At 74.0% G+C, this 24,829-nt stretch carries 2 protein-coding genes; both read left to right on the top strand.

Features of this window, described 5'->3' with window-relative positions:
- On the top strand, window positions 1–14,334 hold the full coding sequence (locus tag AB0N03_RS44860) for a type I polyketide synthase (RefSeq protein WP_364386281.1): 14,334 nt from the start codon (window positions 1–3) through the stop codon (window positions 14,332–14,334).
- 429 nt (window positions 14,335–14,763) lie between these two features.
- Window positions 14,764–24,829, top strand: a 10,066-nt coding sequence (locus AB0N03_RS44855; RefSeq protein WP_364386279.1) for a type I polyketide synthase, incomplete at its 3' end; no start/stop codon positions are given.

Genomic DNA, 24,829 nt, shown 5'->3' with positions numbered 1-24,829 from the left:
GTGACCGAATACCAGGAGCGGACGCAGATGCGCAACGAGGACAAGCTCCGTGACTACCTCAAGCGGGTCACGGCCGATCTGAAGCTGGCCAACCGCCGCCTGCAGGACGTCACCGAGCGCCGCGGCGAACCGATCGCCGTGGTGTCGATGAGCTGCCGGTTCCCGGGCGGGGTCAACGATCCCGAGCAGCTCTGGGACCTGCTCGCCGAGGGCCGGGACGCCGTCTCGCCCTGGCCCGCCGACCGCGGCTGGGACCCCGACCTCTACGACCCCGACCCCGAACGGGTCGGCCGCAGTTACGTGCGCGACGGCTGCTTCCTGACCGACGCCGCGCAGTTCGACCCCGCGTTCTTCGGCATCTCCCCGCGCGAGGCCGTGGCGATGGACCCGCAGCAGCGGCTCCTGCTGGAGACCACTTGGGAGGCCTTCGAGCGCGCGAAGCTCGACGCGGCGGCCCTGCGCGGCAGCTCGACCGGCGTGTTCGTCGGGGCCAGCAACCAGGGTTACGCCGGCGGCATGGTCACCGCGCCCGAAGGTCTGGAGGGGCTGCTGCTCACCGGCGGTTCGGCCGCCGTGCTGTCCGGCCGGCTCGCCTACACGTTCGGGCTGGAGGGCCCGGCCGTCACCGTCGACACCATGTGCTCGTCGTCGCTGGTCGCCCTGCACCTGGCGGTTTCCGCGCTGCGCAACGACGAGTGCTCGATGGCGCTGGCGTGCGGCGCGACCGTGATGGCCAACCCCCGCAACTTCGTCGAGTTCAGCCGCCAGCGCGGCCTGTCCGCCGACGGCCGCTGCCGCGCCTTCTCCGCCGACGCCGACGGGACCGGCTGGGGCGAGGGCGTCGGCGTCGTGCTGCTGGAGCGGCTGTCCGACGCGCGCCGCAACGGCCACCCGGTGCTCGCGGTCATCCGCGGCACCGCGATCAACCAGGACGGCGCGTCGAACGGCCTGACCGCCCCCAACGGGCTTTCGCAGCAGCGCGTGATCGAGGCCGCCCTGGCCAACGCGCGGCTGGCGCCCGAGCAGGTCGACGTCGTCGAGGCGCACGGCACCGGCACCAAGCTGGGCGACCCCATCGAGGCGCAGGCCCTGCAGGCCACCTACGGCCGCGACCGCGAACGACCGCTGCTGCTCGGCACGGTCAAGTCGAACATCGGCCACACCCAGGCGGCCTCCGGGGTCGCCGGCGTGATCAAGATGGTCCTGGCCCTGCGCGCGGGCATCCTGCCGAAGACGCTGTTCGTCGGCGAGCCGACCCCGCACGTCGACTGGACCGACGGCGCGGTCTCGCTGCTCACCGAGCAGCAGGAATGGCCCGAGACGGGTGCGCCGCGCCGAGCCGGGGTCTCTTCATTCGGCGGCAGCGGCACCAACGCGCACGTCGTACTGGAAGGCGTCACCGACGAACCCGCGGTCGCCTCGGAGTCTACTGTGGACACCGCGGTGTGGGTGTTGTCGGGCCGTTCCGACGCCGCGTTGAAGGCCCGCGCGGCGGAGCTGGCGGAGCTGCGGGACGCGAACGTCGCCGACGTCGGCTGGTCCCTGGCCACCACGCGCTCGGCGTTCGAGCACCGCGCCGCGGTGATCGGCCGGGACCTGGTCGCGGGCCTCCGCGAGATCGCCGAAGCCGGCACGGCCGCCGGTGGCGCGGCGGTCGGTGGCGAGGCCCAGGTCGTGGGCGGCACCGTGCTGGTCTTCCCCGGCCAGGGCGCCCAGTGGGCCGGGATGGCCGTGGACCTGCTGGCTTCCTCACCGGTGTTCGCGGCCCGGATGGCCGAGTGCGCCTCGGCGCTGGAAACCTTCGTGGACTGGAAGCTGACCGACGTCCTCGGTGACGCGGCGGCCCTCGAACGCGTCGACGTCGTCCAGCCGGTTTCGTGGGCGGTCATGGTGTCGCTCGCCGCGTTGTGGGCGGCGCACGGCGTCACGCCGGACGCCGTCGTCGGGCACTCGCAGGGTGAGATTGCCGCCGCCGTGGTCGCCGGTGCGCTGTCGCTGTCCGACGGAGCCAAGGTCGTCGCGCTGCGTAGCAAGCTGATCGCCGGCCGGCTGGCCGGCCTCGGCGCGATGGCGTCGGTCGCCGCGGCGGAAGCCCAGGTCTCGACGCTGCTCGCGGACGGTGTCTCCATCGCGGCGGTCAACGGACCCGCGTCCGTGGTGATCTCCGGCGAGATCGCCGCCGTCGAGGAGGCCCTGGCCCGCGCCGAAGCCGAAGGATTGCGCGTACGCCGGATCCCGGTGGACTACGCGTCGCACTCCGCCGTGGTCGAGGTCCTCGAAGCCGAACTGCTCGAAGCCCTGGCGGACCTCGAACCCCGCGCCCCGCGGGTCACGTTCGTCTCCAGCGTCACCGGGGAGACCGCCGAGACACTCGACGCGGCCTACTGGTACCGGAACCTGCGGCAGCGCGTGCGGTTCCAGGACGCCACCCGGACCCTCATCGCCGACGGGCACCGGTTCTTCGTCGAGTCGAGCCCGCACCCCGTCCTCGGCGGCGGCATCCAGGAAACTCTCGACGACGCGCTCGACCCCGGTTCGGCGGCCGTCGTCGGCACGCTCCGGCGTGGCGAAGGCGGCTTGACGCGGTTCCTGACCTCGGTGGCTCAGCTGTGGACGCAGGGTCACGACGTCGACTGGGCGGCCGTCTACCCCGACGCGCGGCCGGTCGCTTTGCCGACATATCCCTTCCAGCGGCAGCGCTACTGGCTGGAGGCCCCGGTCGAGACCGCCGCGGCCGACCCGGAGTTCTGGGACGCCGTCGAGGACGGCGCGCTCACCGAAGAGCTGGGTGTCACGGCCGAAACGCCCTGGCAGGAGGTGCTGCCCGCGCTGGCGGACTGGCGCCACCGCCGCACCGAGCTGTCCACAGTGGACCGGTGGCGGTACCGGATCACCTGGCACCCGGTCGCCGCCCCGGCACCCGTGCTGTCCGGGACCTGGCTGGTCGTGCACGCGCCCGACGTCTGCCTCGACGCCCTGGAGAAGGCCGGTGCGGTCGTCCGCACCCTGCGGGTCGACGAGACCGACGACCGCGCGTCGCTGGCCGAGCGGCTGCGGGACGAGTCCGACGTCGCGGGCGTGCTGTCGCTGCTCGCGCTCGACGAGCGTCCCCACGCTATGCACCCGGTGCTCTCCCGGGGACTTGCGGCGAACCTCCTGCTCTCGCAGGCCCTCGGCGACGCCGGGATCGCCGCGCCGCTGTGGCTCGCGACGCAGGGCACCGCGGTCGTCGTGCCCGGCGACATGGCACCGAACCCGGGCCAGGCCACGACCTGGGGCCTCGGCCGGGTCCTCGCCCTCGAACACCCCGACCGCTGGGGTGGCCTGGTCGACCTGCCGGAAACCCTGGACGAGCAGGCCGCGGCCCGGCTCTGCGCCGCGCTCGCCGGGATCGGCGACGAGGACCAGCTGGCCGTCCGCGACTCCGGGATGTACCAGCGTCGCCTTCGTCGGGCTCCGGTCGAAGGCAGCGCCCCCGAGTGGCGGACCAGCGGCACCGCGCTGATCACCGGTGGCACCGGCGGGCTCGGCGCGCACGTCGCCCGCTGGCTCGTCGGCCGCGGGGCCGAGCACCTGGTGCTCACCAGCCGCCGCGGTCCCGGCGCACCCGGCGCCGCTGAGTTGCGCGAAGAACTCACGGCGCTCGGTGTCGAGGTGACCATCGCCGCCTGCGACGTCGCCGACCGCGAGGCACTGACTTCGCTGGTCAGCGGCCTGCCGGGCATCCGCGCGGTCGTGCACACCGCCGGGGTCGGCCTGCTGGCGCCGCTCACCGACACGACGTTGCCCGAGTTCGAAGAGGGCGCCCGCGCGAAGCTCGCCGGCGCCCGTCACCTCGACGCGCTGTTCGCTGAGGCCGACCTCGACGCTTTCGTCCTGTACTCCTCGGTCGCCGGCGTGTGGGGCAGTGGCGACCACGGCGCGTACGCCGCCGCGAACGCCTTCGTCGACGCGCTCGCCGAGAGCCGCCGCGCTCGCGGGCTCGCCGGGACCTCGGTCGCCTGGGGCATCTGGGCCGGCGACGGCATGGTCTCCGACGTCGTCGCCGATCAGCTCAAGTGGCGCGGGATCCCGTTCATGGCCCCGGAACCGGCCCTGCTCGGGCTCGGCCAGGTCCTCGACCACGACGAGCCGTTCCTGGCCGTCGCCGACATCGACTGGGAGCGGTTCGTCCCGGTCTTCACCGCCGCCCGCCCGCGGCCGCTGCTGTCCGAGGTGCCCGAGGTCGCGGCCGTGCTGGCCGCCGAGGCGGAGGTCACCGAGGAGGAGACCGGCGCGTCGGGAGCGTTGCGCGCCAAGCTGTCCGCACTGTCCGAACCGGACCAGGAGCGCGAACTGCTCGGGCTGGTCCGCAAGCACGCGGCCGCCGTGCTCGGGTACGCCGGGCCGGAGGACGTCGACGCCTCCCGCGCGTTCCGGGAGCTGGGCTTCGACTCGCTGACCGCGATCGAGCTGCGCAACCGGCTCACCGCCGCCACCGGCCTGAAGCTGTCCGCCACCCTCGTGTTCGACTACCCGAACGCGACGACCCTGGCGCGGCACGTCCGCACCGAGGTCCTCGGCGCCCCGGCGCCCGCTGTCGCCGCGCCGGTCACGGCGACCGACGAGCCCCTCGCCATCGTCGGCATGAGCTGCCGGTTCGCCGGCGGCATCGGCAGCCCGCGGCAGCTGTGGGACCTGATGATGGCCGAGGCGGACGCCATCGGCGAGTTCCCCGGCGACCGCGGCTGGCAGCCCGGCGCGCTCTACGACCCCGACCCGGACAGCGCCGGCCACAGCTACACCCGCGCGGGCGGCTTCCTCTACGACGCCGCCGAGTTCGACCCGGGCTTCTTCGGCATCAGCCCGCGCGAAGCCCTCGCGATGGACCCGCAGCAGCGCGTCGTCATGGAAGCGTCCTGGGAGGCTTTCGAAGACGCCGGGTTCGACCAGGCCGCCGTCCGCGGCAGCCGCACCGGCGTGTTCGTCGGCGCCAGCGGCCACGACTACGGCCAGCGGCTGCGCGAAGTCCCCGAAGGCGTCGAGGGTCACCTGGTCACCGGCGGCACCGGCAGCGTCACGTCGGGCCGCGTCGCCTACACCTTCGGGCTCGAAGGCCCGGCGGTCACGATCGACACCGGCTGCTCGTCGTCGCTGGTCGCGCTGCACCTGGCCGGCCAGGCGCTGCGGTCGGGGGAGTGCGACCTCGCGCTCGCCGGCGGCGTCGCGGTGATGTCGACCCCGGCGCCGTTCGTCGCGTTCAGCCGTCAGCGCGCGCTGGCCGCCGACGGCCGGAGCAAGCCGTTCTCCGCCGAGGCCGACGGCATGGGCCTGGCCGAGGGCGTCGGCATGCTGCTCGTCGAGCGGCTTTCCGACGCGAAGCGCAAGGGACACCGCGTACTCGCCGTGGTCCGCGGCACCGCGACCAACCAGGACGGCGCGTCCAACGGCCTGACCGCCCCGAACGGCCCGTCGCAGCAGCGCGTGATTCTCTCGGCGCTGGCCGCGGCCGGGCTCGAACCGTCCGAAGTGGACGCCGTCGAGGCGCACGGCACGGGCACCACGCTGGGCGACCCGATCGAGGCGCAGGCGCTGATGGCCACCTACGGCCGCGACCGCGTGGCCCCGCTGTGGCTCGGTTCGGTCAAGTCGAACATCGGGCACAGCCAGGCCGCCGCGGGCGCCGCCGGCGTCATCAAGATGGTGCTGGCCATGCGTCACGGCGTCCTGCCGCGCTCGCTGCACTCGGAGCACCCGTCGCCGCACGTCGACTGGTCGTCCGGGGCCCTCGAACTGCTCACCGAGGCCACGCCGTGGCCGGACAAGCCGGGACCGCGCCGCGTCGGCGTGTCCTCGTTCGGCGTCGGCGGCACCAACGCCCACGTCGTGCTCGAACACGATCCCGCTCCCGAACCGATCGCCGAGCGCGCGCCGGTCGCGGGACCGGTGCCGTGGGTGCTTTCGGCCCGCTCGGCGGCCGGACTGCCCGCGCAGGCCGCGAAACTGGCCGCCTCCGCGGCCGCGGACATCGCGGACGTCGGCTGGTCCCTCGCCTCGACGCGGACCGCGTTCGAGCACCGTGCCGTCGTGCTCGGCGACGACCGGGACGCGCTGCTGGCCGGCCTGAACGACCTCACCACCGGAACGCCGAACGCGTCGGTGGTCACTGGAGTGGCGGGTGCGGTGGGCCGGACGGTGTTCGTCTTCCCGGGCCAAGGTGCGCAATGGACCGGGATGGCGGCCGAACTGCTCGACTCGTCGCCGGTGTTCGCGGCGCGGTTCGCGGAGTGCGTGGCCGCTCTGGAATCCTTTGTGGACTGGTCGCCGATCGTCGAGCTGCGCGACGGGTCGCTGGACCGGGTCGATGTCGTGCAGCCCCTGTCGTGGGCGGTGATGGTCTCCCTGGCCGCGCTCTGGCAGTCACACGGTGTCGAGCCGGCCGCGGTGGTGGGTCACTCCCAGGGTGAGATCGCCGCGGCGGTGGTCACGGGTGGACTGTCGCTGGTGGACGGTGCCCGCGTGGTCGCGCTGCGGAGCAAGGCGATCGCCGCCGGGCTCGCGGGCCGGGGCGGGATGGCGTCGGTCGCGCTCGGCGCCGAGCAGCTCGAGAGGCTCCTGTCCGAATGGGCCGGCCGGATCACGATAGCGGCCTTCAACAGCCCGTCGTCGACCGTCGTCTGCGGCGAGCCCGACGCTCTGGTCGAACTGCTCGCCCAATGCGTGGCCGACGGCGTCCGCGCCCGGCTGATCCAGGTGGACTACGCCTCGCACTCGGCGCACGTGGAAGCGATCGAAGCCGAGCTGCTCGACGTGCTCGCCGCGATCGAACCGCGGACCGGCGAGGTCCCGTTCTACTCGACGGTGACGGCCGAGCCGATCGACACCGCGACGCTCGACGCCGGGTACTGGTACCGCAACCTGCGTCAACCGGTGCTGTTCACCCAGACCGTCGAGGCGCTCGCGGCGCGCGAGCACTCCGCGTTCGTCGAGGTCAGCCCGCATCCGGTCGTCACGTCCGCGATCGCCGAGGCCGTCCCGGACGCCGTCGCGACCGGTACGCTGCGGCGCGGCGAGGGCGGCCTCGCGCGGTTCCGGACGTCCCTATCCGAGCTGCACGTGCGCGGCGTCGACGTCGACTGGGCGCCGGTCTTCCCGGGTGCCGCGACGATCCCGCTGCCCACCTACGCCTTCCAGCACCAGCGCTACTGGCTGGACGTGCCCGACCACGCCACCGACCCGCTGGACGACGAGTTCTGGGCCGCCGTCGAGCAGGCCGACTTCGGAGCGCTCGCCGCCTGGCGTACCCAGCGGCAAGCCGGGTCCACTGTGGACGGCTGGCGGTACCGCGTCGAGTGGACCCCGCTCGCCGTCGCGTCCGGAACCATCGTCGCGAACTGGCTCGTCATCGCTCCGGCCGGGCACGACGCGCAGGAGCTGGCCGACGGACTCGGCGCGCGCCTGCTGGAACTCCCGTCCGATGTGGACCGCGAGCGATGTGCCGAGCTGCTTCGCGCCGCAGGACCGTGTGAAGGCGTGCTTTCGTTGCTCGCCCTCGACGGCTTCGAAGCGAACTTGACGCTGCTGCACGCCCTCGGCGACGCGGGCATCGACGCGCCGCTCTGGTGGGCCACCAACGGCGCGGTCAGCACCAGCGCCACCGACCCGATCCGGGCCGCCGACCAGGCGCTGACCTGGGGCTTCGGCCGGATCGCAGCCATGGAGTACCCGCAGCGCTTCGGCGGTCTCGTCGACCTTCCGGCCGACCTCGACGGCCGCGGGATCGCCCGGCTCGCCGCCATCCTCGGCGCGCCCGGCCCCGAGGACCAGGTCGCGGTGCGCGCCTCCGGCGTCTTCGGCCGCCGCTTGGTCCGCGCGGCACCGGCCGGCGACTCGGCGACGCCGTGGCAGGCGTCCGGCACCGTGCTGCTCACCGGCGGCACCGGCGGGATCGGCCCGCACCTCGCCCGCTGGCTCGCCCGCGCGGGCGCCGAACGGCTGGTGCTCACCAGCCGGCGTCACCAGGACGTCCCCGAGCTGACCGCCGAACTGGCGGACCTCGGCACCGAGCTGACCGTCGCGACCTGCGACGTCGCCGACCGCGACCAGCTGGGCGAACTGCTGGACGGGCTGCCGGACCTGACCGCGGTGGTGCACGCCGCCGCGGTGCTCGACGACGGCGTCCTCGACGGCCTCACCGCCGAGCGGATCGCCAACGTCCTGCGCCCCAAGGCCGACGCCGCGCGGCACCTGCACGAGCTGACCGCGGACCGCGACCTCGCGGCGTTCGTCCTGTTCTCCTCGCTGGCGGGCACGCTCGGCGGTCCGGGACAGGCGAGCTACGCCGCGGCCAACACCTACCTCGACGCGCTCGCCCGCGAGCGCCGCGCCGCCGGCCTGCCCGCGACGGCGATGGCGTGGGGTGCGTGGGCCGGCGGCCGAGGTGAAGGCCTCGCCGCGCAAGGCCTGCCCGCGATGGACCCCGAGCTGGCCCTCCTCGCTCTGCAACAGGCCCTCGACGAGGACGAGACCGTGCTCGCGGTCGCGGACATCCGCTGGGACCGTTACCGCAAGACCCTGGCTCAGGGGCGGCCGAGCGCCGCGCTGCTGGGGATCCCCGGAGCGGCGGCGCCGGAAGCGGTCGAAACCGGCTGGGGCCGGCGCCTGGCCGGCCTGGGCGAAGCCGAGCAGCACCGGCTGGTCCTGGCGCTGATCCAGGCCCAGGCCGCGGTGGCGCTCGGCTACCCCGGACCCGAGTCGATCGAGCCCACCCGCGCCTTCCGCGACCTCGGCTTCGACTCGCTCACCGCCGTCGACCTGCGCAACCGGCTCGGCGAGGTCACCGGCCTGCGGCTGCCGGTCACGCTGGTCTTCGACCACCCGACCGCCGTCGCGCTCGCCGGGCACGTCCGGCGCGAACTGGTGGGCGGCACAGTCGCCGAAACCGCGGTTCCGCTGGTGGCGGGTACCGACGAGCCGATCGCCATCGTCGCGATGTCCTGCCGCTACCCCGGCGGCGTGACCGGCCCCGAGGAGCTGTGGCGGCTTGTCGCCGACGGCGTCGACGCGGTCGGGGAGTTCCCGGCCGACCGCGGCTGGGACGTCGACGGGCTCTTCGACCCCGACCCGGACAAGCCGGGCACCTTCTACACGCGCGGCGGCGGCTTCCTGCACGACGCGGCCGACTTCGACCCGGCGTTCTTCGGGATCGCGCCGCGCGAGGCCCCCGCGATCGACCCGCAGCAGCGGCTGCTCCTGGAGACGTCGTGGGAGGCCGTCGAGCGCGCCGGCATCGACCCGGCGCTGCTGCGCGGCAGCCGGACCGGCGTGTTCGTCGGCTCCAACTACCACGACTACGGCGCCCGGGTGCGGCACGCGCCCGGCGAGTTCGAGGGACACCTCGCGACCGGCAGCGCGGGCAGCGTCGCGTCCGGCCGGATCGCCTACACCTTCGGCCTCGAAGGCCCGGCGGTCACGGTCGACACGGCGTGTTCGTCCTCCCTGGTCGCACTGCACTGGGCGGTCAAGGCCCTGCGCTCGGGCGAGTGCGACCTCGCGCTGGCCGGCGGCGTCACGGTGATCTCCTCGGTCGACACGTTCGTCGAGTTCAGCCGGCAGCGCGCCCTGTCGCCGGACGGCCGGTGCCGCGCGTTCTCCGCGGACGCCGACGGCGCGGGCTGGGCCGAGGGCGTCGGCATGGTGCTGGTGGAACGGCTTTCCGACGCGCGCCGCAACGGGCACCCGGTGCTGGCCGTCGTGCGGGGCAGCGCGGTCAACCAGGACGGCGCGTCCAACGGCATGACCGCGCCGAGCGGGCCCGCGCAGCAGCGGGTCATCCGCGCGGCGCTGGCCGACGCGGCCCTCACACCGTCCGATGTGGACGCCGTCGAGGCGCACGGGACGGGCACCCCGCTGGGCGACCCGATCGAGGCGCAGGCACTCATCGCCACCTACGGCCAGGACCGGGAACGGCCGCTGTGGCTGGGTTCGGTGAAGTCCAACATCGGGCACACCCAGGCCGCGTCGGGCATCGCGGGCGTGATCAAGATGGTGCAGGCGCTGCGCAACGGCGTCCTGCCGCGGACATTGCACGCCGAGACCCCCTCGCCGCACATCGACTGGTCCGCCGGGCAGGTCCGGCTGCTGTCCGAGCCGGTCGAGTGGGCCGCGAACGGCCACCCGCGTCGCGCCGCCGTGTCCTCGTTCGGAGTCAGCGGCACCAACGTGCACACGATCATCGAAGAGGCACCGTCACTGCCCGAGACGGCCGAAGTCGTCACGCGGCAACGATTCACGGCCTGGCCGGTGTCGGCCCGATCCGAAGCCGCGCTGCGCGGCCAGGCCCGGCGGCTGCTGGACGCGACCGAGTCCGAAGTGGACGCGGCCGACGTCGCCCGTTCCCTGTCCGCCCGCGCGAAGTTCGGGCACCGCGCGGTGGTCGTCGGCGAAAGCCTCGGCGAACTGCGCGAGGGGCTGGCCGCGCTGGCCGCGGACCGGCCCGCCGCCGGGCTGCGGCAGCACGTCGCCCGTTCCGGCCGGACGGCGTTCCTGTTCACCGGACAGGGTGCGCAGCGGCTCGGCATGGGACAGGAGCTGTACGAGCGGTTCCCCGTCTTCGCCGATGCCTTCGACGCGGTCTGCGCGCACTTCGACCTGCCGTTGCGTGACGTCGTCTTCGGCGACGACGCCGCCCGGCTTGACCGGACCGGCTGCACCCAGCCCGCGCTGTTCGCGGTCGAGGTGGCGTTGTTCCGGCTCCTGGAATCCTGGAACGTCCGCGCGGACTTCCTCGCGGGTCACTCGATCGGCGAACTGGCCGCGGCGCACGTCGCCGGCGTCTTTTCCCTGTCCGACGCGGCGAAGCTGGTCGCCGCGCGCGGCCGGTTGATGGAGGCCCTGCCCGAGGGCGGGGCCATGGTGGCGATCGGCGTCCCCGAGGACGATGTCGCCCCGCTGCTGGACGACCGGGTCTCGCTGGCCGCGGTGAACGGACCCGAAGCCGTTGTCGTCTCGGGTGAGACCGAAGCCGTGCTGGCGCTCAAGGAGCACTTCGACGCGCTGGGCCGCAAGACCAAGCGATTGGACGTCTCGCACGCCTTCCACTCGCCGCTGATGGACCCGATGCTCGCCGAGTTCGCCGCGGTCGCGGAGGGTCTGGCCTACGACCGGCCGCGGATCCCGATCGTGTCGGCCGGCGACGTCGCGACGCCGGAGTACTGGGTGCGGCACGTGCGGGAAGCCGTCCGGTTCGCCGACGGCATCCGCGAGCTGGCCGCGGAAGGCGTGAACCGGTTCGTCGAGCTGGGTCCGGACGCGGTGCTCGCCGCGCTGGTCCCGGACTGCGCCGGCCCCGCCGAGCTGAGCGTGGGATCGGTGCTGCGCAAGGGACACGACGAGGAACGGTCCCTGCTCACCGCACTCGCCGGATTGCACACCGCCGGCGTCGACGTCGACTGGGCCGCGGTGCTCACCGGCGGCCGGCACGTCGAACTGCCGACGTATGCGTTCCAGCGCGAACGCTACTGGCTCGACGTCCCGGCCGTGGCCGGTGACGTCACCGGCGCCGGGCTCAGCGGTACCGAGCACCCGCTGCTGGGCGCGTCGGTCTCGCTCGCCGGTTCGGATGGCGCGCTGTTCACGAGCCTGCTCTCGACGACCAGCCACCCGCTGCTCGCGCAGCACGTCGTGCTCGGCAGCGTGCTGCTGCCCGGGACGGCGTTCATGGAACTGGCCGTGCACGCGGCGGACAAGGTCGGCTGCGAACGCGTCGAGGAGCTGACCCTCGCCGCGCCGCTGGTGCTGCCGGAGACCGGCGGGGTGCGGCTGCAGGTCGCGGTCGGCGGGCCCGACCGGTTCGGCACCCGCTCGATCGACATCTACTCCCGCCCGGGCGAGGCCATGGAGGACGAGCCGTGGACCACGCACGCCAGTGGCTCGCTCGCCGCGGCGGCGGCCCCCGCGGCCGGTGACCTGACCGGGGCCTGGCCGCCCGCCGGCGCCGAGCCGATCGACCTGGACGGGCTCTACGACCGCATCGCGGCCAACGGGTTCGCCTACGGGCCCGCGTTCCAGGGCCTGCACCGGGCCTGGCGCGTCGGCGACGAGATCTTCGCCGAGGTCGACCTGCCGGAGGAAGAGCGGGCGGAGGCCGAACGCTTCGGCCTGCACCCGGCGCTGCTGGACGCGGCCCTGCACACCGTGGCCCTGCGCGACGAAAGCCGTGCGGTGCTGCCGTTCGCGTGGTCGGGGGTGACCCTGCACGCCGGCGGCGCGTCGGCGCTGCGGGTGCGTGTCACCGGGCAAGGCGACGACACGGTGGCCCTGGTGGTCGCCGACCAGCACGGGCTGCCGGTGGCCACCATCGGCTCGCTCACGCTGCGACCGGTGTCGGCCGAGCAGCTCGACGTCGCGCGGTCGGCGTACCACGAGTCGCTGTTCCGGGTGGGCTGGGTGATGGCCCCGATCACCCCGGTCAGCCACTCGGCGGCCGAGCGCTGGGCGGTCGTCGGGCACGACGTCGGCGTCCGCGTCACCAAGGCCCTCGGCACGGCGGGTGTCCCGGTGGAGTCCTACCCGGACTTCGACGCGCTCGGCGCGGCCGTGGCGGCGGGTGCCCCGGCGCCCGAGGTGGTCGTGATGACCAGCGGCCCGCAGGAGGACCAGGACGTCGCGCGCGCCGTCCGGACCGCGACGCACGGCGCGCTGGAGCAGGTGCAGGGGTGGCTGGCGAGCGAGCGGTTCGCCGGCTCGCGCCTGGTGTTCGTCACCCGGGGCGCGATCGCGACCCGCGTCGGCGAAGGCATCACCGACCTCGCGACGGCGGCGGTCGTCGGCCTGGTCCGCTCCGCGCAGTCGGAGAACCCCGGCCGGTTCGTGCTGGTCGACCTCGACGACCGCGAAGTCTCCTACGCGGCGCTCCCGTCGGCGGTGGCCTGCGGCGAGCCGCACGTCGCGGTCCGGATCGGCGCGATCCAGGTGCCGCGCCTCGCCCGCGTCCCGGCCACCAGCCCGGCGCCGGTCCCCGAGTGGGACCCCGAGGGCACGGTGCTGATCACCGGGGCCACCGGGACGCTCGGCACGCTCGTCGCCCGGCACCTGGTGACCGCCCGCGGCGCCCGGCGGCTGGTGCTGACCAGCCGGCGCGGGCCGGCCGCGGAAGGCGCCCGGGAGCTGGTCGAAGAGCTGACGGCGTGGGGCGCGGACGTCACCATGGCCGCCTGCGACGTCGCCGACCGGGATTCCCTGGCCGCGCTACTGGCGGCGGTGCCCGCCGAGCACCCGCTGACCGCGGTGGTGCACACGGCCGGCGTCCTCGACGACGGCGTCGTGTCCGCGTTGACCACCCGCCAGCTGGACACGGCGCTGCGGCCCAAGGTCGACGCGGCCTGGCACCTGCACGAGCTGACCGCCGGGATGAACCTGGCCGGGTTCGTGGTGTTCTCCTCGCTGGCCGGCACGTTCGGCGGCACGGGCCAGGCGAACTACGCGGCGGCCAACGCGTTCCTCGACGCGCTGGCGCACGTGCGCCGGGCGCAGGGCCTGCCGGGGCTGTCGCTGGCGTGGGGCCTGTGGGCCGAACGCAGCGGCATGACCGGCAAGCTCGGGGAGGCGGACCTTTCGCGGCTCGCGCGCGGCGGCGTCGAGCCGATGCCGTCGGAGGAGGGCCTGGACCTGTTCGACGTGGCCTGCACCCTCGACGAGGCGGTGCTGCTGCCGGTGCGGCTGGTCGTGGAGGCCATGCGCGACCGCGTCGGCGAAGACGCGATCCCGGTGATCCTCCGCAGCTTGATCCGCACCCCGGTCCGGCGCGCGGTCCGGGCGACGACGGCCCCGGCCGACCCGGTGGACAGCCTGACCCACCGCCTGGCGGGAATGTCGGAGGCCGAGCGCGACGGAGCGTTGCTGGACCTGGTCCGCACCCACGCGGCGACGGTCCTCGGTTACGCGGGCCCGGACGCGATCGAGCCGGACCGAGGGTTCTTGGAGCTGGGCTTCGACTCGCTGAGCGCGGTGGAGCTGCGCAATCTTTTGGGGGCGGCGACGGGCCTGAGGCTGCCGGCAACGCTGCTGTTCGACTACCCGTCGACGACGGTGCTGGTGGAGTACCTGAGGTCCGAGCTGGTCCCGGACGTCCCGGCGGCGATCCTTCCCGCGTTGGCCGAGCTGGATCGGGTGGAGTTCGCGTTGCCGGAGCTGCTGGCGGACGCACAGGCCCGGGAGACGTTGGGGAGCCGGCTGCAGGAGCTGCTGGCCCGGGTGAACGGCGCGTCGGCGACGGCAACGGCGGTCGAGGAGCGGCTGGAGTCGGCAACGGACGACGAGATGTTCGCCCTGATCGACGAACTCGACCTCGGCTGACCCACCAGGCGGTCCCCACCCATCCCTGGGGGCTGACCCCGGTCCAGTCTATCGGCCACCCCGGCGAAACCGGCCGAGAAGGGGAATTCCGGCGCGGTTGTCCACAACCGGGCCGGCCTGGGGACAGAGCTCCCGAGGCCGGTCCGCGGCCGCTCGCCGGCTGACCCGCGGCCGCTCGCCGACGCCGGCGTCGCGAATGACTCATTCGGGGCGCCGGAGGTCCCCAATGACCCATTCGCGACCTTGCCGGAGCGGCCGGACCCGCCACCGAGAGCCGTGACGACCTGAACGACTCGTTCATGTCGCCGGACGACATGAACGAGTCGTTCACCACGCGGCCCGCGCGGAAGGGACCGCGAAGTCTAGGGATTTGCGGGTGCCGCATGCGTTTCACTCGAGGCGACCACGCCGTGAACCTGGAGGTACCTGGTGGCACTGTCTTCGGACAAGGACAAGGTCGTCGAAGCGCTCCGGGCGTCCTTGCGGGACAACAAGCGGCTGCGGGAGCAGAACGACCGGCTCGCGGCCGCCGCCAGGGAACCGATCGCCGTCGTCGCGATGGGCTGCCGGTTCCCGGGCGGGGTGAACGACCCCGAACAGCTGTGGCAGCTGCTGCGCGACGGCACCGACGCCATCGGAACCTTCCCCGCCGACCGGAACTGGACCGCCGACGAACTCGCCGGCAGCAACACCGCCGAGGGCGGCTTCGTCGACAAAGCCGGTGACTTCGATCCCGGCTTCTTCGGCATCTCGCCGCGCGAAGCCCTCGCCATGGACCCGCAGCAGCGCCTGCTCCTCGAAGTCTCCTGGGAGACCTTCGAACGCGCGGGGCTGGACCGAAAAGCACTGCAAGCCAGCGACACCGGCGTGTTCATCGGCTGCAGCAACCAGGCCTACGGCTCCACCGACCTCGACGCCCTGCCCGACGAAGTCCGCGGCCACCTGCTCACCGGCAGCGCCGTGTCCGTCGCGTCGGGCCGGCTCGCCTACACCTTCGGCCTCGAAGGCCCCACCGTCACCGTCGACACCGCCTGCTCGTCCTCGCTCGTCGCGCTGCACCTCGCGGTGCAGGCGCTGCGCGCGGGGGAGTGCTCGATGGCGCTCGCCGGCGGCGTCACCGTGATGGCGACGCCCGCCGTGTTCGTCGAGTTCACCAGCCAGGGCGGGGTTTCCGCGTCCGGGCGCTGCCAGTCGTTCGCCGACACCGCCGACGGCACCGGCTGGGGCGAGGGCGCCGGCGTGCTGCTCGTCGAGCGGCTCTCCGACGCCCGCAAGAACGGCCACCCGGTCCTCGCCGTCCTGCGCGGCTCCGCGGTCAACTCCGACGGCGCGTCCAACGGCCTCACCGCACCCAACGGCCTGTCGCAGCAACGCGTCATCCGCGCCGCACTGGCGAACGCCGGCCTCAAACCGTCCGAAGTGGACGCCGTCGAAGCGCACGGCACCGGCACCACGCTCGGCGACCCGATCGAGGCGCAGGCCCTCCTGGCCACCTACGGCCGGGACCGCGAACACCCGCTCCGGCTGGGCTCGATCAAGTCGAACATCGGGCACACCCAGGCCGCCGCCGGCGTGGCCGGCGTGATGAAGATGGTCCTGGCCCTGCGCCACGGCGAGCTGCCCCGCACGCTGCACGTCACCGAGCCGTCCGCCCAGGTCGACTGGACGCGCGGCTCGGTCGAGCTGCTGACCGAGCACGCCGCCTGGCCCGAGACCGGCGCACCCCGCCGCGCCGGCGTGTCCTCGTTCGGTGTCGGCGGCACCAACGCCCACGTCGTCCTCGAAGCCGCACCCGCGTCCCCGCCCGAGGAAAGCGAAGCGCCGCAAGGCCCGACGACCTGGGTGTTGTCCGCCCGCACCGCCGAGGCCCTGCGCGAGCAAGCCGGCCTTCTTCGCAAGCACGTCACCGACCAGCGGCCCGGCGACGTCGGCCTGGCGCTGGCCACCGCCCGCACCGCCTGGGAACACCGCGCCGCCGTGGTCGGCGGCACCGTCGAAGACCTGGTCCGTGGGCTTGACGCGCTCGCGGACGCGACGCCGTCGGCCGAGGTCGTCCGGGGAATCGCCGCGCCGCCGGGCAAGACGGCTTTCGTCTTCCCCGGCCAGGGTGCGCAGTGGGCCGGGATGGCCGTCGGCCTGCTCGACGAGCCCGTCTTCGCGGCGCGGATGGCGGAGTGCGAGACCGCCCTGGAGTCCCATGTGGACTGGAAGCTGACCGACGTCCTGGGCGACGCGGACGCGCTGTCCCGGGTCGACGTCGTGCAGCCGGCCTCCTGGGCCGTGATGGTCTCGCTCGCCGCGCTGTGGCAGTCGGCGGGCGTGAAGCCCGGCGCCGTCGTCGGGCACTCCCAAGGTGAGATCGCCGCGGCGTGTGTCGCGGGTGCACTGTCCCTTGAGGACGGTGCCCGAGTGGTCGCGTTGCGCAGCCGGCTCATCGCCGAGCAACTCGCCGGCAAGGGCGGAATGGCGTCGGTGGCTCTGTCCCTTGAGGACGCCACCGCGCGCCTCGACGACCGGATCAGTGTCGCGGCCGTCAACGGCCCGGGCTCGGTCGTGCTTTCCGGCGAGCCGGAAGCGCTCGACGAGCTGATCGAAACCTGCGCGGCCGACGGCATCCGCGCCCGCCGCATCCCGGTGGACTACGCGTCCCACTCCGCGCACGTGGAAGCCATCGAGGACGCCCTGCGCACCGCGCTCGCCCCGATCACCCCGCGCGAAGCCGGGATCCCGCTGCACTCCTCGGTGCTCGGCGAGCGGATCGACACCAGCACGATGGACGCCGGCTACTGGTACCGGAACCTGCGTCGGACGGTCCTGTTCGACACGGCCGTGCGCGGCCTCGCCGAGGCGGGGTTCACCACGTTCGTCGAGGTCAGCGCCCATCCCGTGCTTGCCGCCGCGGTCGAGGAGACCCTGGACGAGCCCGTCGTCGTCGGGTCGCTGCGCCGCGGGGAGGGCGGCCTGCCGCGCTTCCTGACGTCGCTGGCCGAGCTGTGGAGCCACGGCGCGCCGGTCGAGTGGGCCGGGCTTTTCCCCGGCGCGCGGCTCGTCGACCTGCCCACCTACCCCTTCCAGCGCGAACGCTACTGGCTGACCGCCGCCGAAAAGGCGGCGGGCGCGGCCGACGAGCAGTTCTGGTCCGCAGTGGACAGTGGCGACACCGATGGACTCGCGGCTTCGCTGGACGTCGACGCGACCGCGCTCGCCGACGTCCTGCCCGGCCTCGCCCAGTGGCACAAACGCCGCACCGAACAGTCCGTTGTGGACAAGTGGCGTTACCGAATCGCCTGGCAGCCGGCGAGTCCGTCCCCAGTGGAGCTTTCCGGCCGCTGGCTGGTCATCGCCCCGGCCGGATACCCGGCCGGCGACCTCGTCGACGGCCTGGCCGCGCACGGCGCCGAGCCGATCCTGCTGACCGTCGATCCCGGCGCCCGGCTCCCGGAGCTGCCCACCGACGACGTCACCGGCGTCCTGTCCTTGCTCGCGTTCGCCGACGACGGCCTCTACGCCACCATCGAGCTGGTCCGGGCCGTGGCCGCGCCGCTGTGGCTGCTCACGCGCGGCGCCGTCTCCACCGGCCGCTCCGACCGGCTGACCAGCCCGGACCACGCCCGGATCTGGGGCTTGGGCCGGGTCGTGGGCCTGGAACACCCGGACCGCTGGGGCGGCCTCGTCGACCTGCCCGCAGACCTCGATGAACGCGCGTTCGGCCGCTTGGCCCGGGTGCTCGCCGACGCGAGCGAGGACCAGATCGCGATCCGCGCATCCGGAGTGCTGGCCCGCCGCCTGGTCCCGGCACCGCTCACCCGCCCGGCCCGCGAATGGCGCACGAGCGGAACCGCGCTGATCACCGGCGGCACCGGGGCGCTCGGCGCGCACGTGGCCCGCTGGCTGGCCGGCGCGGGCGCCGACCACCTCGTCTTGACCAGCCGCCGCGGCCTCGACGCGGACGGTGCCGCCGAACTCCGCGAAGAGCTGACGGCGCTCGGCGTCGAGGTGACCATCGCCGCCTGCGACGTCGCCGACCGCGACGCCCTGGCCGCCCTGCTCGCCGACATCGAGCCCCGGACCGTCGTGCACGCGGCCGGGTTGGGCCGCTCGGCCGCCCTCGCCGAGACCGACCGCGCCGAAGTCGCCGACACGCTGCGGGCGAAGGTCGAGGGCGCCGCGAACCTCGACGCTCTGCTCCCCGGAGACCTCGACGCGTTCGTGCTGTTCTCCTCCAACGCCGGCGTCTGGGGTGGTGGCGGCCAGGGTGCGTACGCCGCGGCCAACGCCTACCTCGACGCCCTCGCACAGCACCGCCGCGACCGTGGCCTGACCGCGACGTCGGTGGCGTGGGGCGCGTGGGCCGGCGCGGGCATGACCGGTGACGACTCGGGGGAGCAGCTGCGCCGCCGCGGTATCCGCGCGATGGACCCCACGCTCGCGCTCACCGTGCTGGGCCAGGCGCTCGACGCGGACGAGACCTTCTTGTCCGTCGCCGACATGGACTGGTCCCGGTTCGCCCCCGCCTTCACCGCGGGCCGCCCGCGGCCCCTGCTCGACGAGCTGCCCGGGGTCCGCGACGCCCTCGAGGCCGGGCCGGCCGAGGCCGATTCTTCCCTGGCGCACCGGCTTTCCGGCCTCACCGAGTCCGCGCGGGCGGAAGTCCTGCTGGACCTCGTGCGCGCCGAGACCGCCGCCGTGCTGGGTTACCCCGGGCCGGGTTCGGTCGAGCCGGACCGGGCCTTCCGCGACCTGGGCGTCGACTCCCTGATCGCCCTGGAAGTGCGCAACCGGCTCGTCGCGGCGACCGGGCTGAAGCTGCCCGCCGTGGTGCTCTTCGACCACCCGGACCCGCGGCGGCTCGCCGCGCTGCTGGGGCACAAGCTGCTCGGCGCCGGCCCCGTGGCGGCCGATCAGCTTGTGTCCCCAGTGGACCCCGACGAGCCGATCGCCATCGTGTCGATGGCGTGCCGCCTGCCCGGCGGCGTGCGCTCGCCGGAGGACCTGTGGGACCTGGTTTCCGCGGGCGCCGAGGGCCTGTCGGCCTTCCCCGTGAACCGAGGCTGGGCCGACAGCGTGGTCAGCGGGGTGGGCGGGTTCGTCCACGACGCCGACGAGTTCGACGCCGGCTTCTTCGGGATCTCACCGCGGGAAGCGGTCGCGATGGACCCGCAGCAGCGGCTGTTGCTGGAGAGCGCGTGGGAGGTCTTCGAGCGCGCCGGGATCGACCCGCGTTCGCTGCGCGGCAGCGCGGCCGGCGTGTTCGTCGGCTGCGGCACCCAGGGTTACGCGACCGGCCACGCCGAGGCCGCGGAGGAGGTCGAAGGACACCTGCTCACCGGGAACGCCGGCGCCGTCGTGTCCGGGCGAGTGTCCTATGTGCTCGGACTCGAAGGTCCCGCGGTGACCGTCGACACGGCGTGCTCGTCGTCGCTGGTGGCGCTGCACTTGGCCGCCCAATCGGTCCGTTCCGGCGAGTCGTCGATGGCGGTGGCGGGCGGCGTCACGGTGATGGCGACGCCGGGTGCGTTCCAGGAGTTCGCCAAGCAGGGCGGCCTCGCCGGCGACGGCCGGTGCAAGGCCTTCGCCGACGCGGCGGACGGCACCGGCTGGGGCGAGGGCGTCGCGCTGGTCCTGGTCGAGCGCCTGTCGGACGCGCGGCGGCTCGGCCACCCGGTGCTCGCGCTCCTGCGGGGTTCGGCGATGAACCAGGACGGCGCGTCGAACGGCCTGAGCGCTCCGAACGGCCCGTCGCAGCAGCGCGTGATCCGCGCGGCGCTGGCGAACGCGGGACTCGCACCGTCCGAAGTGGACGCCGTCGAGGCGCACGGCACGGGCACGGCGCTGGGTGACCCGATCGAGGCGCAGGCGCTGCTGGAGACCTACGGTCAGAACCGCGAACGGCCGCTGTGGCTCGGTTCGGTGAAGTCCAACCTGGGCCACACGCAGGCCGCGTCGGGTGCGGTCGGCGTGCTCAAGATGGTCCTCGCCCTGCGCGGCGGAACGCTGCCGAAGACGCTGCACGTGGACCGGCCGTCGGACCGGGTGGACTGGACGTCCGGCGAAGTCCGGCTGCTGACGGAGTCCCAGGAGTGGCCGGCAGGAACCCGGCCTCGCCGCGCGGGCGTGTCGTCGTTCGGGGTCAGCGGGACCAACGCGCACGTCATTCTCGAGGAGCCGCCCGCGGCTCCCGCTGTCCACAGTGAACCCGGGGCCGGTGTTGTGCCGTGGGTGCTTTCCGGCCGGACCGAGCAGGCGGTGCGTGACGCCGCCCGCGCGCTGCCCGACGGCGACCCGGTCGACATCGCGCTCGCGCTGGCCGCGCGGTCGGCCTTCGAATACCGGGCGGTGGTCGTGGGAGACGGCCGCGACGACTTGCTCGCCGGGCTCGGCGCGACGACCCCGGTCCTCGCGGAACCGGGCAAGACGGCGTTCCTGTTCTCCGGCCAGGGTTCGCAGCGCGTCGGGATGGGTGCCGAGCTGTACGAGCGGTTCCCCGTGTTCGCGGATGCCTTCGACGCGGTGTGCGCGCTGGTCGATGCGGAGCTGGACCGGCCGTTGCGCGAGGTGGTCTTCACGGATGCTTCGCTGCTGGACCAGACCGGGTACACGCAGCCCGCGTTGTTCGCGGTCGAGGTGGCGTTGTTCCGGTTGCTGGAGTCGTGGGGCGTGGTCCCGGACCACGTCGCCGGGCACTCGATCGGCGAGGTGGCCGCGGCACACGTCGCCGGAGTTCTGTCCCTCGAGGACGCTTGCCGATTGGTGGCGGCCCGGGCGGCCCTGATGCAGGCGCTGCCCGGTGGCGGGGCGATGCTGGCCGTGCAGGCCACCGAAGACGAGGTCACCGCCGTGCTGGGTGACGGCGCCGGGCTGGCCGCGGTGAACGGACCCGAGGCCGTGGTCGTGTCCGGCGAGGCCGACGCGGTCGAGCTGATCCATGCCCACTTCGCCCGGCTGGGCCGGAAGGTCCGGCGGCTCACGGTGTCGCACGCGTTCCACTCCGCGCTGATGGACCCGATGCTGGACGGTTTCGCCCGCGTCGCCGGTTCACTGTCTTTCGCCGCGCCGAAGATCCCGCTCATGTCCACTGTGTCCGGTCGCCTCGCGGGAGACGAAATCCTGACCCCGGAGTACTGGGTGCGCCAGGTCCGCGAGCCGGTGCGGTTCGCCGACGCATCTACCGCGCTCGCCGGGCTCGGCGTCACGCGGGGCCTCGAACTCGGACCCGATGGCGTGCTCTCGGCACTGGCCGCGTTCCCCGCGCTTCCGTTGCTGCGCAAGGACCGTGCCGAGTACCCGAGTCTGCTGACCGCGCTGGCCGACGTGCACACGCGGGGCCACACCGTCGACTGGCGGGCGGTCCTGCACGCGGCGCACCCCGGCCGTCGCGGTGGGGTCGTCACCTTGCCGACCTATCCGTTCCAGCGCACGCGCTACTGGCTGGAGACCCGGCCGGCGCCGGACGCGCGGTTCTGGGCCGCCGTCGAAAGCGGTGACCTCGAGGCCCTGACGGCCTGGCGTGAGCGTGGCCAGGCCCCGGCCGGCCAGTACGAAGTCACCTGGCAGCCTGTCGCCGACCCCGGGCCGGGCACGCTACCCGGCCGGTGGCTCGCGGTGGTGCCCGCAGGAGCGGACACGCACCTCCTCGACGACGTCCTCGAAGTCGCGCCCGAGGACGATCGTGCCACCCTCGCCGCGCGGCTGCGGGGCCGGGAACTCACCGGCGTTGTGTCTACTTTGGACGTCGCAGATCAGCTCGCGTTGGTCCAGGCGCTGGGCGACGCGGAGATCGACGCGCCGCTGTGGTGTGTGACTCGCGGGGCGGTCGCCGCGGCCGAAGGTGACGTGCCGGATCCGGCGCAGGCGATGGTCTGGGGCTTCGGGCGCACGGTCGCCTTGGAGCACCCCCACCGCTGGGGCGGGCTCGTCGACCTGTCCGCCGACGCCGACGCCGAGACGTTCCGCGCGATCCTCGGCGGCGCGACCGGCGAAGACCAGGTCGCCGTCCGCGGGACGCAGGTACTGGCCCGCCGGCTCGTCCGGCGCACCGCACGGCCGGCGACGCCGTGGCAGCCGAACGGCACGGTCCTGGTCACCGGCGGCACCGGCGCCCTCGGCCGGCACGTCGCGAGGTGGCTGGCCCAGGCCGGCGCCGAGCGTCTCGTCCTGACGAGCCGCCGGGGCCCGGACGCACCCGGCGCCGCGGACCTGGTGGCCGAGCTGACCGAACTCGGCGCCCGGGTCGACGTCCTGGCCTGCGACGTCACCGACCGCGCCGCGCTCGAAGCCGCCCTCGGCACGGTCGGCGAACTCACCGCCGTCGTGCACACCGCGGGCGTGCTGGCCGATGGCGTCCTCGAAGCCCTCACTCCGGAGCGCCTGGCCGAGGTCGTCGACGCCAAGGCCGTCTCCGCTCGGCATCTGCACGAGCTCACCGCGGCGCACCCGCTGGAGGCGTTCGTCCTCTTCTCCTCCTGCGCGGGCACCTTCGGCGCGGCCGGCCAGGGCAACTACGCCGCCGCGAACGCCTACCTCGACGCCCTCGCCGAACAGCGCCGGGCCCAGGGGCTGGTCGCGACCTCGATCGCGTGGGGGCCGTGGGCCGACGGCGGGATGGCCGCCGCGGCCGCCGCCGAGGAGCACCTCGGCCGCACCGGGCTCGCCCCGCTGCGGCCCGACCGGGCCATCACGGCGCTGCGGACCGCGATCGACAGCGGCCATGCGGCCGTCACCGTCGCCGACGTCGACTGGGAGCGGTTCGCGGCCGCGCTCACCGCGCACCGCCCGAGCCCGCTCATCGCCGGCCTGCCCGAGGTACGGCAGCTCGCGCTGGCCACCGCGGGCTCGCTCGACCTCGCCGGGCTGTCCACTACGGACGCCGACCGGCTACTGCTCAAGCTGGTGCGCGAGCAAGTCGCCTTCGCGCTCGGCCACCGCTCGGCCGACGACGTCGCGGCCGGCCGCACCTTCAAGGAACTCGGCTTCGACTCGCTGACCGCCGTCGAGCTGCGCAACCGCCTCGACACCGCCACCGGGCTGCGGCTCCCGGCCACCCTCGCGTTCGATTACCCGACCGCGACAGCCCTATCCGCGTACCTGCGCGACGAGCTGCTGGGGGGCGCCGAAGCCGAACCCACCGCGGTCGTACAGAACACCGACGAACCGATCGCCATCGTCGGCATGAGCTGCCGGTTCCCCGGCGGCGTGCGGAACCCGGACGAACTCTGGAAACTGCTCGCCGAGGGTCGTGACGTCGTCTCGGAGTTCCCCGCCGACCGCGGCTGGGACACCGACGCCCTCTACGACCCCGACCCCGATCATGCCGGGACGACCTACGTGCGCGAAGGCGGCTTCCTGGCCGGTGCCGACCAGTTCGACGCCGAGTTCTTCGGGATCTCGCCGCGCGAGGCGCTGGCCATGGACCCCCAGCAGCGGCTGCTGCTGGAGGCCTCCTGGGAAGCCCTGGAACAGGCGGGCATCGACCCCCTGTCCGTGCGCGGCGCGCCGGTCGGGGTGTTCGCCGGGACCAACGGGCAGGACTACACCGCGGCGCTGCACTTCGGCGAGGAGAGCGTCGACGGCTACCTCGCCACCGGCAGTGCGGGCAGTGTCCTTTCCGGACGGATCGCCTACGAGCTCGGCCTGGAAGGCCCGGCGATGACCGTCGACACGGCGTGCTCGTCGTCGCTGGTCGCCCTGCACCTGGCCGCCCAGTCGCTGCGGGCGGGCGAATGCTCGCTGGCGCTGGCCGGCGGCGTGACGATCATGTCCACGCCCGGCCTGTTCGTCGAGTTCAGCCGGCAGCGCGGGCTGGCGAAAGACGGCCGGTGCAAAGCCTTCGCCGACGAGGCGGACGGCACCGGCTGGGGTGAAGGCGTCGGCGTCGTCCTCGTCGAGCGGCTTTCCGACGCCCGCCGCCACGGCCACCCGGTGCTCGCGATCGTCCGGGGAAGCGCGGTCAACCAGGACGGTGCATCGAACGGCCTGACCGCCCCGAACGGTCCGTCGCAGCAACGCGTGATCCGCGCGGCGCTGGCGAACGCGGGCTTGACACCGTCCGATGTGGACGCCGTCGAGGCGCACGGTACCGGCACGACGCTGGGTGACCCGATCGAAGCACAGGCGCTGCTGGCGACCTACGGCCGGGACCGCGCCGCGGAAGAACCGCTGTGGCTCGGTTCGATCAAGTCGAACGTCGGGCACACGCAGGCCGCGGCCGGCGTCGCCGGGGTCATCAAGATGGTCCTCGCCCTGCGTCACGGCGTGCTGCCCGCGACCTTGCACGTCGGCGAGCCCTCGCGGCACGTCGACTGGAACAGCGGCGCGGTGTCCCTGCTGACCGAGCCGCGGCCGTGGCCCGAGCGTGAAGGACCGCGTCGCGCCGGGATCTCGTCGTTCGGCGTCAGCGGCACGAACGCGCACATCATCGTGGAGCAGGTTCCGGAGCGCCCCAATGTGGCCTTCGGTGCGTTGAACGCACCGAAGGGCCCCTTGGGTGCGTTCAACG

The sequence above is a fragment of the Amycolatopsis sp. NPDC051061 genome, assembly GCF_040682935.1.
In the GTDB taxonomy this organism is placed as follows: Bacteria; Actinomycetota; Actinomycetes; order Mycobacteriales; family Pseudonocardiaceae; genus Amycolatopsis.
Note: the sequence above shows the minus strand (reverse complement) of the source record. Positions and strands in the feature narration are given on the sequence as shown.